General features: G+C 65.2%; 14 protein-coding genes. 4 read left to right on the forward strand and 10 right to left on the reverse strand.

All coding sequences use genetic code 11. From position 1 onward, the window contains the following. Nucleotides 1-2: 2 nt before the first annotated feature. The 4 genes from FNV92_RS31535 to FNV92_RS31550 form a co-directional block, all read right to left on the reverse strand. Complete coding sequence (locus tag FNV92_RS31535; protein WP_143843166.1) at nucleotides 3-239, reverse strand: hypothetical protein; 237 nt, start codon at nucleotides 237-239, stop codon at nucleotides 3-5. Nucleotides 240-283: 44 nt separating this feature from the next. After that, complete coding sequence (locus FNV92_RS31540; RefSeq protein ID WP_008138982.1) at nucleotides 284-784, reverse strand: hypothetical protein; 501 nt, start codon at nucleotides 782-784, stop codon at nucleotides 284-286. Further along, nucleotides 781-1,392: a permease gene (locus FNV92_RS31545; RefSeq protein WP_143843165.1), complete on the reverse strand. Its 612-nt coding sequence runs from the start codon at nucleotides 1,390-1,392 to the stop codon at nucleotides 781-783. Before FNV92_RS31545 ends, FNV92_RS31540 begins: the two co-directional genes overlap by 4 nt. A 271-nt stretch (nucleotides 1,393-1,663) precedes the next feature. Beyond that, entirely contained in the window at nucleotides 1,664-2,260 is a 597-nt protein-coding gene (locus FNV92_RS31550) for a superoxide dismutase (protein ID WP_014491764.1), read from the reverse strand. Between the two features lie 231 nt (nucleotides 2,261-2,491). Here FNV92_RS31550 and FNV92_RS31555 point away from each other — a divergent pair, with 231 nt between their 5' ends. The 3 genes from FNV92_RS31555 to FNV92_RS31565 all read left to right on the forward strand — a co-directional run bounded on the left by FNV92_RS31555 (nucleotide 2,492) and on the right by FNV92_RS31565 (nucleotide 5,018). After that, on the forward strand, nucleotides 2,492-3,019 hold the full coding sequence (locus FNV92_RS31555) for a GNAT family N-acetyltransferase (protein ID WP_143843164.1): 528 nt from the start codon (nucleotides 2,492-2,494) through the stop codon (nucleotides 3,017-3,019). An 82-nt stretch (nucleotides 3,020-3,101) separates the two neighbouring features. Further along, nucleotides 3,102-4,487 carry an MATE family efflux transporter gene (locus FNV92_RS31560; protein ID WP_168213462.1) on the forward strand — a complete coding sequence of 462 codons (1,386 nt, stop codon included), beginning with the start codon at nucleotides 3,102-3,104 and terminating at the stop codon, nucleotides 4,485-4,487. A gap of 96 nt (nucleotides 4,488-4,583) precedes the next feature. After that, nucleotides 4,584-5,018, forward strand: a complete 435-nt coding sequence (locus FNV92_RS31565; protein WP_143843162.1) for a DUF2147 domain-containing protein — start codon at nucleotides 4,584-4,586, stop codon at nucleotides 5,016-5,018. A gap of 4 nt (nucleotides 5,019-5,022) precedes the next feature. On the opposite strand, the gene FNV92_RS31570 is transcribed toward FNV92_RS31565, so the two are convergent. Then, the gene (locus FNV92_RS31570; protein WP_143843161.1) at nucleotides 5,023-6,168 is read right to left on the reverse strand and encodes a DUF3095 domain-containing protein; all 1,146 of its coding nucleotides are present in this window, start codon (nucleotides 6,166-6,168) and stop codon (nucleotides 5,023-5,025) included. A gap of 223 nt (nucleotides 6,169-6,391) precedes the next feature. On the opposite strand from FNV92_RS31570, the gene FNV92_RS31575 reads away from it, so the two are divergent. Beyond that, complete coding sequence (locus FNV92_RS31575) at nucleotides 6,392-6,778, forward strand: hypothetical protein (RefSeq protein WP_143843160.1); 387 nt, start codon at nucleotides 6,392-6,394, stop codon at nucleotides 6,776-6,778. 3 nt (nucleotides 6,779-6,781) lie between these two features. Here the strand turns inward: FNV92_RS31575 and FNV92_RS31580 are convergent, their stop codons facing one another. The 5 genes from FNV92_RS31580 to FNV92_RS31600 all read right to left on the reverse strand — a co-directional run bounded on the left by FNV92_RS31580 (nucleotide 6,782) and on the right by FNV92_RS31600 (nucleotide 11,412). Then, nucleotides 6,782-6,988 (reverse strand): hypothetical protein, encoded by a 207-nt coding sequence (locus FNV92_RS31580; RefSeq protein ID WP_015688791.1) that lies wholly within the window; start codon nucleotides 6,986-6,988, stop codon nucleotides 6,782-6,784. A gap of 127 nt (nucleotides 6,989-7,115) precedes the next feature. Further along, nucleotides 7,116-7,838 carry an SDR family NAD(P)-dependent oxidoreductase gene (locus tag FNV92_RS31585; RefSeq protein WP_143843159.1) on the reverse strand — a complete coding sequence of 241 codons (723 nt, stop codon included), beginning with the start codon at nucleotides 7,836-7,838 and terminating at the stop codon, nucleotides 7,116-7,118. Next, nucleotides 7,831-9,213: a class I adenylate-forming enzyme family protein gene (locus tag FNV92_RS31590; protein ID WP_168213461.1), complete on the reverse strand. Its 1,383-nt coding sequence runs from the start codon at nucleotides 9,211-9,213 to the stop codon at nucleotides 7,831-7,833. Before FNV92_RS31590 ends, FNV92_RS31585 begins: the two co-directional genes overlap by 8 nt. Beyond that, entirely contained in the window at nucleotides 9,200-9,445 is a 246-nt protein-coding gene (locus tag FNV92_RS31595; RefSeq protein ID WP_015688794.1) for an acyl carrier protein, read from the reverse strand. Before FNV92_RS31595 ends, FNV92_RS31590 begins: the two co-directional genes overlap by 14 nt. A gap of 152 nt (nucleotides 9,446-9,597) precedes the next feature. Further along, nucleotides 9,598-11,412, reverse strand: a complete 1,815-nt coding sequence (locus tag FNV92_RS31600) for a long-chain-acyl-CoA synthetase (protein WP_143843158.1) — start codon at nucleotides 11,410-11,412, stop codon at nucleotides 9,598-9,600. Nucleotides 11,413-11,597: the final 185 nt, after the last annotated feature.

Consider the following 11,597-nt stretch of genomic DNA (forward strand, 5'->3'; position numbering starts at 1 on the left):
GATCACCTCATCGCCAGCAAGACCACGCCCCAGAGCACGGCACAGACGGCCAGCGCGGCCGAAAGGCGCCCGGCCACAGTCATGCGCAGGATCGACCACGGCGCGGCTTGGGCCGGATGCGGCGAGGCCGGGTCGTGGACATGGGCGTGGCTGTGATCGTGCCCATGTGGGTGCGCGCGGTCATGGGAATGGCCATGAGCATGGTCGTGAGGATGGGCGGGGGACGCGGCGGGAACCATGGCAAGGACGTTATATTATAACATTACCCCTGTCCACGGCTGGCTCAGGGCTTGCCGATCACCATTGCGATCGCGGCGGCCACGAACGGGAACGGCACGGACACGGCGCAGCGGAACCAGACGAAACGCGCCGGCATGAACGGGATTTCCCACAAGATCACCCGCTGGAAGGCGAACAGGGCCCAGGCCACGACATAGGCGACCACTTGGGGCACCCCGCCGCCGGACTTCAACGCCACCGTGCCGATGGAAAAGCCGATCACGGGACCGCCGGGCGTCGCCGCCCCGGCGACCACGGCGGTTGCGACGCCCAGCCAGCCGCTGTCCGGCCCGAGCCAGCCGGTGATCACCTCCTGCGGGATGATGGCGGCGATATAGCCGGAGCCGATCACGCCGAGCGCTATCCGGGGCACGATGTTGATGAAGTCCATCGAGCCTTCGCGCAGCGAGGCCTTGAACACCGGAGGGCCGCGGCGGAAGGCGATCAGGCCGACGCCAAACACCGAGCCCCACAAAAGGATGTCGATCAGGAGCGCGGCACTCATGCCGCATCCTCGTCGCTGCCGCGCTTCGGATAGAGCCGGATATAGACGAAGCGGCCGAGCGCGCCGGCGAGCACCGGCAGCGGCAGCGAGATGACGATCCGCCACAGCGTGAAATCGGTGCCCATGATCGGGATTTCCCAGGCCACCGCGCGGCCATAGCCGATCAGGGTCCAGCTCACGACCATGGCGATGGTGGCACCGAAATCGGCGCCGACAGCCAGCAGCGCGCTCGCCACCGGATAGGCGGTGAAGGGCCCGCCGGGCAGGATCGCGCCGAACGCGGTGCCGATCAAAAGGCCCTTCAACCCGGACTTCGGCCCGAGCGAGCGCGAGACTTTTTCGTGCGGCAATATCTCGGAGATGAATGCGCCGAGCAGGCAGCCCGCCAGCACGCGCGGCAGGATGCCGCCGAACAGCGAGAGATCGTGGGTCAGAATCTCGAGGACACCGTCAGTGCCGTCACGCCGCCAGACCAGAGCTGCGCTCACCGCCACCAGCGCCGCAATGATGATCGTCGACCAGCCGATCGGCTTGCGCACACGCCCCGGCCGCGGCTCGGACTCCGCGTCGTCGGCAGGCGCCGGATTCTTCGGGAAAAGTTCTGACAAATGGCTCGGTCGGATCGAGGGTGATGCCCGTCCTGATTAAGGGCGGCGCCCCATCGATGCAAACGGTAGGATGACAGACCCTTGCGCGCGTTGCGCAGAACTCGGCCGCTCAATTCCGCACAGCAAAAAAGGCGACCGCCCGAGCGACCGCCTCTTCGTCATTCCGGGGCGCGCGAAGCGCGAGCCCGGAATCTATCCATCCATTCGGGATGACGCCCGATGGATTCCGGGCTCGGCGCTGACGCGCCGCCCCGGAATGACGGAGTAAAACTTACGCCTTGTCGAACAGGGACTCGACGTATTCCCAGTTCACGAGGTTCTCGACGAACGCCTTGAGATAGTCGGGACGGCGATTGCGATAGTCGATGTAGTAGGAGTGCTCCCAGACGTCGCAGCCGAGAATCGGGGTAGCGCCGTGCACCAGCGGATTCTCCCCGTTCGGGGTCTTGGAGATCTCGAGCTTGCCGTTCTTGACCTGGAGCCAGCACCAGCCGGAGCCGAACTGGCCGACGCCGGCCGCCTGGAAGTCGGTCTTGAACTTCTCGAAGCCGCCGAGGTCTTCGTTGATCTTCTTCTCGAGCTTGCCCGGCAGCTTGGTGCCGCCGCCATTGGGCTTCATCCAGCTCCAGAAGTGGATGTGGTTGTAGTGCTGGCCGGCGTTGTTGAACACGGCCGGGTTCTTGCCGAACGAGCCCTTGACGATCTCCTCAAGGGACTTGCCTTCCCATTCGGTCCCCTTGAGCGCGTTGTTGCCGTTGGTGACGTAGGCCTGATGATGCTTGTCGTGGTGGAATTCCAGCGTCTCCTTCGACATGAACTGGCCGAGGGCGTCATAGGCGTAAGGGAGTGGGGGGAGCGTAAAGGTCATGGGATGTTGTCCGCGACTGATGGGGAATTAGCTTAACGGGGACTCTTATAGAAGGTTCCGCTGCCGTTAAATACCGCGAATTTGCGAAAACACGTGATGCCGCGGCTGGGCCGGATTGCATAAAATCGGCGCAGATATGTGGGCGCTTTAGGAGAGGCCGGAAAATATCATTGCCTTTGAGGCGCTTATGACAGAAGGGACGCACCACACGCAGATGCGAAAGAAAGAACAATGAGCATCGAGATCGACATTCTGAACGGCGACGCCTCGTGGAAGATCGCCGAGCCGCTGCATCAGGCAGTCTGGGGCCCGCAACAGATCGCGGACAAACCCTGGGCTCACGTCAAATGGGCCAATGCGGATCTGCGCGTGCTGATCGAGACGCCCGAGGACGGCCTCGTCTGCCATGTCGGCATCTACTTCCGCACAGCCACCTGGAACGGGCAAAAGGTCCATATTGGCGGCATCGGCGGTGTTTGCACCCGCGAGGACCAGCGCGGCCGCGGCTATGCGACCGTGGCGATCGACGCGGCAGTGCACACCATGCGGGCCAACGAGGCGGTGCGCTTCGCACTGCTGTTCTGCGAACCACACAATTTTACGTTCTACGAGACCCGGAGCTGGCTGCCCTTCAAGGGTGAGGTCTATTGCGAGCAGCCGGAGGGGCGAATCCGCTTCGACCATATGGCTCCCTACGTCTTCAACATCGTCCGCGCGCCGACGCTGGGCACCATCGACCTATGCGGCCTGCCGTGGTGAGCCCTGCGTGACCTGAGGGCTGGTGCCGGACAGGTACGCCCTGTAATATGTCGACCATCATCCAATATTCCGCGCGGTGAACATGACGATCGACGCCCCGATAGACACCGTCCCGCCGCGCGCTCCGGTCGCCTCCCCCATCGCCAGCCTTCTGACGGCGCCGATCCTGCCGACGCTGCTGCGACTCGCGATCCCCAACATGGTCGCCATGGTCGGCAGCACGCTGGTCGCGATCGCCGAGACTTCCTACATCGGCCGCCTCGGCACCATCCCACTTGCCGCCATCGCGCTGGTGTTTCCATTCGCGATGCTGACGCAGATGATGAGTGCGGGCGCGATGGGCGGCGGCGTGTCGTCTGCGATCAGCCGTGCGCTCGGGGCGGGAGACCGCGACCGCGCCGCCACCCTGGCGCTGCATGCCGCCATCATCGGCCTCTGCGGCGGCCTGTTCTTCACGCTGACGATGCTCGTCTTCGGCCGCTCATTCTTCACGCTGCTCGGCGGCCGCGAGCGCGTGCTCGAGGAAGCCAGCGGCTATTCGCAGGTGCTGTTCTCCGGCGCGGTCGCGATCTGGCTCGTCAACACGCTCGCTTCGGTGATCCGAGGCACGGGGGACATGCGCCTGCCCTCGATGATTCTGATCGGGGCGAGCACACTCCAGATCGCGCTCGGCGGCACGCTCGGGCTCGGTCTGTTCGGCGTTCCGCAATTCGGCATGCCCGGCGTGGCCGCGGGCCAGTTGATTGCCTTCACCTGCGCTGCGGCCTTCTTCCTCTGGTATCTCCTGTCCGGCCGCAGCCGGCTATCGCTCAACGTCCGCGCCTTCCACTTCGAGCGCGGGATGTTCCTGGACATTCTGAGGGTCGGCGCGGTCGCCTGCCTGTCGCCGCTGCAGACCGTGCTGACCATCCTGATCTTCACGAAGATCCTGGCGACCTTCGGCACCGAGATGCTGGCCGGTTACGGCATCGGCTCGCGGCTGGAATTCCTGCTGATCCCGATCACCTTCGCCTTCGGCATCGCCTCGGTGCCGATGGTCGGCATGGCGATGGGCGCAGGCCAGATCAAGCGCGCGCGGCGCGTGGCCTGGACCGCGGCCGCGGCCTCCGGGCTCACGGTCGGCCTGATCGGACTCGTGATCGCGCTCGATCCCGCGTTGTGGGTCTCGCTCTTCACCAACGATCCGGGCGTCGCCGCCGCCGCGCACAGTTATTTCCACTGGGCCGGGCCGGCCTTCGTGTTCTTCGGCATGGGCGTGTCGCTGTATTTCTCCTCGCAGGGCGCTGCCCGCGTCGGCGGCCCGGTGCTCGCCTCCACCGCGCGGCTTCTGATCGTCGCGATCGGCGGCGCCGGCCTGATGACGGCGCAGGCGCCGGCCTGGACCTTGTTCGCGCTGGTCGGCGGCGCCATGGTCGTGTTCGGGCTTTCGACCGCGGCTTCAGTCGCCTTCGCTCGCTGGGGCAAATGAGCGCAGGCAAATAAGCGCGGCAATGTGATTCCATCCAGCGTTGCACTATCCTCCCGGACTGCTATGGAGGCGCCTCCATTTTTCGAGGTTCCCTCCATGCTCCGCAGATTCGCTATCTTGTCCGTCACTCTGGCCGCGCTGCTCGGCGCGACGGCCGCCCATGCGCAGAGCGCTGACGGGATCTGGCTGACACAGGCCGGCGATGCCCGCGTCAAGGTCAGCAAATGCGGCGGCGGCATCTGCGGCCACATCGTCTGGCTGCGCGAGCCTCACGACACCGCGACCGGCCAGCTCGCCACCGACAGCAAGAATCCCAATCCCGCGCTCGCCAAGCGCCCGATGATCGGCTTGCCGCTGTTCAGCGGCATGCAGCCATCGGGTCCGAACAAATGGTCGGGCCAGATCTACAATGCCGACGACGGCAGCACCTATGCGAGCAGCGTCACCGTGACATCGGCGGATGCGCTGCGGGTCGAGGGCTGCGTTGGCGCGCTCTGCGGCGGCGAGACCTGGACGCGCGCGGGACGCTGACAGTTCAAGCCATCATTGCCTTCAGCGCCGTCGCTGCCGAGGCGTAGCCGCCCCGCGCGCCGTCGATGAAATGGACGTGGTCGCTGCGCAGCGCCGAGGGCGTGAAGCAGGTCATCATCGCGGCGTCCTGCTGGTAGAGTCCATAATGCACGACGCCGTCGCGCGCGGCCGCCGCAAGGCGGTCGCTCAGCGCGCGTTCGAGCTGCGGAGTGCAGTCGAGGATCATGCGCAGGCCGTCGTCATATTTGCGGAAGTCTGAATTCTCGACCACCTGACGCTTGTAGACGTTTGGCACGAAGCCCCCGACGTTGAGGTCGAAACGCATGATCAGATAGACGAACAGCGTGTAGGCGAGCACGCTGGCGCGACGCGCGAGCAGCGAACCGCCGCGCCTGGTGCGGGCCTCGAAGTCCAGCCCTTGCGGTGGCCATTTCAGCGGCGGCCCCTGCGCCGGCACCGGGCGGCCGCCATCCGGGCTACGCTCGACCAGATGGATGATGTCCTCGATCACCTTGCGGAAAGCCGAGGGATCGGCGCCGCGCGCCGGCATCACCAGCACCGACAGGATCAGGCCGCGCGCGGCCGGGATCACCTCGAAGCGGCAGGACAGGCCGGAGAGATCGGGCTGCGTGCCGGCGGGCGCCTCGTTGACCGCGAACTCACCGCGCTTCATCGCGGCATCAGCCCAGGCGAGGCCGCCGCCGGAGAACATCGCATAGGACAAATTGGCCGACGGACCAAAGCGCGCGACGCGCACGTCGAGGCCCTGCGCGCGGATGGCCCCCACTGGCACCAGCGCGACCCGCATCTTCAGGTCGAGATCCTCCCGCACCCAGGTCGCGGTTGCTGCAAGTGCCTCCCGGGCCGGCTCGATATCGGAAGGCGCGACCGCGAAGCTCGCGCCGTCGCCGCCGAACACGAAGGGGAATTCCCGCCCCTCCAACGCATTGGTCACCGCCGCGATCACGGCCGCGCCGGCCATGTTGACCGCCTTGTAGCGCTGCGCCGCGATCGCCTTGGTGGAATCGACGATGTCCGCCACGCCGATGCTCCAGTTGTCCGGCAGCGGAGCATAGAGCGCGGGGTCCATCAGGCTGGTGAAGCCGCGGAAGACGGGAATGCCGCCGTAGAAGGATTCGCCTGAAGTCATCGGGTGATGCCGGATGGTTGGGAAGCGCGTCCAGATCGATGCGAGAAGCAAGATACGTGGCAGGATCGATCCGGGTTCGCCGGCCGCCCTGTCATCATTGGCCGAAACGGGCCCGGACAACAAGATCGCAGCGCGCCGCAATGCCGCAGCCTGTCATTGATCGACGTCAAAGAGCCGCCCGCGGGAGCCACTAGAGTTAGACGATCTCCAGGGGTTACGCGGGATGATCGAAGTACCCGACTTTGGCAACAAGGGCTCCACAGCTCCGGTCCGCCGGCGTACGGGGCATGACCCGATCAGCGCAGTGAAGATGCCGGAAGGACTCACCGCGGCGATCGATGGCTGGGCTGAAGCCCATCAGCTGTCGCGCTCGGAAGCGATCTGCAAGCTGGTCGAGCTGGGTCTGAAGATTTCGCCTGCTCCCCCGGCCTCGGCACATCCCATCGCATCGGAAGCCACGCGGATCGAGGAGATAGCGGTGCACGAAATCGAGGGCCTGCTCGATCCGGCATTGCCCACGGACGAGCGCGAACGCCGCATCCGCCGCCTCACCGAGGGCCCGCCGGAATTCCTGCACGAACGGATTGACCTGCCGAAGCAGCGGACGTGAGCCTTAGTGCAGCCTCTCGTCCTCGCGCCTGCGCAAGGCCTCGAGGGAGGCGTCATGGCAACCGACCAGGCGCACGAATTGCTGCGGATACATTTCATGGCCGTGACTGCCGGAGTTCTGATGCGTCATCGGCGGGCAACGAACATCGGCGGGCTTGCGAACCTGCTCTGTCCGGCGTTCGTTTGAAGCGGTCATGTGTTGCGTGGCCATGCACTGCTCCCTGTCGATTAGGGCAGATCGATTGACGTAACCCAATCGATTGCAGGATATCTTACGACCAAATCCGGCTCGATGTCATTGCGCCGGATCAACGCAATTATGGCGGCGCAAGTTCCAATTACGCCGTATTCCCAGCATCGATCGTGAACACCGTGCCGGTCACGTTGCGGCCGCCTTCGCCGAGCAGATATTCCACCATGCGTGCGACGTCGTCGGTCTCCGGCAGGCGGCGCAGCGCGCTGCGGCCGGCGATGCGCTTGCGGCTCTCGTCCGAGAGATTATGCGTCAGCTCGGTGTCGATGAACCCCGGCGCGATCGCATTCACGGTGATGCCGAGCTTGCCCACCTCGCGCGCGAGCGAGCGGGTGAAGCCGGTCGCGGCAGCCTTGGTCGCGCCGTAGACGGACAGGCCGTTATAGCCGGTGGTCGCGATGATCGACGAGATGTTGATGATGCGGCCAGCGCCATCGGCCATCATCTGCCGCGCGACGTATTTCGTGAGGATGATCGGCGACAGCACGTTGAGCTGCACCAGCGCCTCGATTTCGGAATTGTGCATGGTGGCGAGCAGGCCTTCGGTGCCGAGGCCGGCATTGTTGATGAGGCCGTAGATCGCGCCGAACTCGTCGCGTACGAGTTTTGCGAATGCCGGGATCGCATCGATCACCGCAAGGTCGCAAGCACGGAAATGCAGCCGCCCCTCGGATTCGACGATTGCGGCCTTCAGCTCGTCGCTCTCACGCCGCGCCGCCGCGATGACATTGTAGCCGGCACCGACGAGGCGCTTGCCGATTGCCAGCCCAATACCGCGGCTGCCGCCGGTGACGAGAACATTATGCATCGGTGCGCGCCAGTTTGCCGGCCGGAGTGACGTCGAGCGTCTCGACGAAGCGGATCACCGCCGGCACCTTGTGCGAGGCGAGCTGCGCGCGACACTGATCCAGGATCTGGTCGCGGATGTCCTTCGCCCGCGCCGGCTCGGTGCCGTCGGCAAGGATCACGTCGGCGACGACGATGCCGCCGGTGATCGGACTGCGGCGTGATTTCGCCCGCGACATCCGCACATCGGGGTGGCGGTTGATCACCGCCTCGATCTCCTCGGGGTGGACCTTCAGTCCACCGATATTGATGATACCGCCGCGGCGGCCTACGAAATAGTAGCGGTCGCCACGCAATTCGACGATGTCGCCGCTGTCGACAAACCCGTCGTCATCGGTGAGCGCGGCGGCGTTGCGGCCGATGTAGGCGTGCGCCGTGCGCGTCGAGCGGATGCGCAGCGAGCCGTCGACGACCTTCATCTCCACGCCATTGCGGTTGCCGAGATAGTTCGCAGGAAAGCCCTCCAGCCCGTCATTGACCGCGAAGCCGACGCCGGCCTCGGTCGAGGCATAGGCATGGCCGACTGAGGAATTGGGGAATGCGGCCTTCAGCCCGTCGAGCACCGCCTGGTCCGCGATTTCGCCGGAGAGGCGGACGTAACCCGGCCTGAAGTACGCGGCCGACCCGCTCATCAGGAGCTTGCGCCAGTGCGACGGCGTTCCCGAGATGTGCGAGACGCCGCGCGCATTCAACCGCACGACGTGGTCGGCGAGCGCTTCATGCGGATCGGACAACACCATCGAGCCGCCGGAGAGAACGGCGCGGAGGAAGATCTGCAGGCCGCCATAGCGGCGGATGTCGTAGAACGTCGCCCACACCGGCGCTGGTCCACGCGCGGGGCCTTCGGCGACGATCGCGCCGGTGAGCGCGTCCAGCGTATGGCCGACGATTTTTGGCACGCCTGAGGTGCCCGACGTGAGCATCAGCCACTCGGTGGCACGCTCCGTCCTTGCCGGCGCTGTGGCTTGAAGCGGCAATTGCGCGGTGACGATCAGCGGCACGCCGGTCGCGGCCCAGCGATCGGGCTCGTCGGTGACGACGGCATCGATCCCGGCATCGGCCATCAGCGCCTCGAGATGCGCCGGATTGAGATCAGGCGGGCAGAGCAGCATGCGGCGCGCGATGCCGTCGAGCTCGATCATGGCAAGACCAGAGCGGAGCTGGTCGGACAGCTTGAGCAGCACCGCGCGGCCGGACAGCTCGCGCAGGCGACCGCCCAGGACCGTATGCGACAGAATATCCGTCAGCGACACGCAATCGTGCGCGTCCGACAGCGTGCGGCCGGTCAGCTCCGCGCCGAGGTGATCGCGAAGCGCAAAGATCTCACGCGGGGACATTTTCGTAGGCTCGCACGAAATCGCCCACGGTGGCGGGGAACGCTGCGTCCTCGGAAATGGTGAAGGGGTCGACGCCGGTTTCGTCCTCGAGGCGCGCCACCAGAATGGCGAAGGCGAGCGAGTCGAACCCGGTCTCATGCAGGGACAGATCGTCCGAGAGGGCGGGAAGCGTGACGTGCTGCTCCTTGGCGATCTGCTGGATCGCCTCGATGACCTTAGACCTTACCGACATAGCTGGCTCGCTCTTGCTTTGTTAATTGATCGTATCTCTTGCGGCGGCTCTTGATGACCGCCTCCCCATGGCCGTCTGTTTACCGGACAGAAGTAAATGGCTTCTTGGACAATTCAGATAAAATTGGACCTATCTGCGGATTTCGCGCGGGGCTACAGCCTGACCGCACCATCGACGACCTGCGCATAAGCCTCGGAAGTGAGCGCAACATAGGCACCGGATTTCGGATCGAGCACGAACAGCGGATCGGCGATCTCACCGGGATCAAATCCCTCGCGGGCGAGATCACCCTTTTTCTGCTTGAAGGTCTCGGTCGCATCGAGTTCGCGCGAGAGGCGAACGAAGACGGGGCGGGCATAGGCCGGCAGACGTCGCGCGAGATGCGCGGGCAGCGCTGCGATGTCAAAACCCTCGTTGACGACGATCGCGCTCATGCCGGCGCGGCCGTCGGTGCCGGGAATGCTGACACCATAGGTGGTGGCGTCGACCACGCCGGTGAAGTCGCGCACCGCGTCGTTGACCTCGGACGTCGCGACGTTTTCGCCCTTCCAGCGAAACGTGTCGCCGATGCGATCGACGAAATGGAAAAAGCCCTTGTCGTCGATCCGCATCAGATCGCCGGTGCGGAACCAGGCATCGCCCTTGGCGAAGACGTCACGCAGGATTTTCTTCTCGGTCTCGCCCGCATCGGTGTAGCCCTCGAAGCGGCCACCGCCGTTGTCCGCGGAACCAATGCGGCCGACGGCTTCGCCGGCCTCGCCGCGGGTGCAGGCGATGCAGAGGCCATCTTCATTACGCAGCGGCGCGCCGCTGTCGGGATCGAGCCTGACGAGGCTCGCCGGAAAACGATGCGCGAGCAGCGGCGGGATGCGGCCGATCGCCCCGGGCTGGCCCTCGACGTTGAACAGCGAGAAATTGCCTTCGGTCGCGGCGTAGAATTCGAGGATGCGCGGAATGGCGAAGCGGGTCTGGAAATCCTCCCAGATGTCGCCGCGCAGGCCGTTGCCGCAGACGAGACGCAGACGATGCCGGTTCTCGTATTCCGACGGCGGCGCCTTCAGCAGATAGCGGCAGAGTTCGCCGATATACTGGAACAGGGTGCAGTCATGCCGCACGATGTCCGGCCAGAAGCTCGAGGCCGAGAATTTGTCCGCGATCACCACCGAGCCGCCGGCGGCCAGCATGCTGCACGGCGCGACGATCCCGCCGACCGAGTGGAACAGCGGCAGACAATCATAGAGCCGGTCCTGCGGCGTGGCACCGGTGAGGCCGGCGAACCAGAACCCCCAGTTGAGAATGCGGCGATGGCTGATGCTGGCCGCTTTCGGCAGGCCGGTGGTTCCGGACGTATAGATCAGCAGGGCGCGGTCGTTGATCGTGACGTCGCCATGCTCGTCCGGTGACAGCGGAGCATCGTCGAGTGCTGCGAGCGCAACGTCGATGGCCCGCTCGCTGCGGGCATCGCCATGGCTCCAGATCTTTGCTTCGGTCTTCAGATGCGGCTTCGCGCTCTCCAGCGTCTCCGCCAGATCATGTGCGACGATGAGATGCGAGGGCGCCGCAACGTCGATGCAATGCGCGAGCGACTGTCCCACCAACTTCGTGTTGAGCAACGCGACCACGCCGCCGACCCGGCTGATGCCGAGCCAGGCGGCGACATAGTCGATGCCGTTCGGCATGATCAGGCCGACAGGGTCGCCCTTGGCCACGCCCACCGAGCGCGCCCAGCGCGCGTAACGGTTGATGCGTTTAGCGAGCCCGTCATAGTCGAAGTCTGCGTCGTCCGTGACCAGCGCGATGCGGTCGGGCTGGCGCCGCGCCCAATCGTCGACGACGTCCGCGAACAAGCGGCCCGGCAGCGTTTCGATGCGCGCGGTGAGCTCGATCGCCGTGAGCCAGATCTTCGATGCCGAGGGAGCGCGCGCGGCTTTCGGTTGCTCGATGACGCCGGTGGTCATGTCGTTCATTCTTTCGGAACGTGCCTGCTGATTGCGGTAGTCTAATCCGCGCGCCCTGCCCAGGTGTTAAGAGACAAGGTAAAAGCCGGTTAGTGCACGATTAACTCCAGTCATCCTTTACCAAGCCGACGGGATCGGCGTGCGGTCTGTTGCGATTCTTGCGATAGCAAGGCGACGAGGCCGAATGCTGCGCT

This window comes from Bradyrhizobium cosmicum (assembly GCF_007290395.2).
GTDB classification, from domain to species: Bacteria; Pseudomonadota; Alphaproteobacteria; order Rhizobiales; family Xanthobacteraceae; genus Bradyrhizobium; species Bradyrhizobium cosmicum.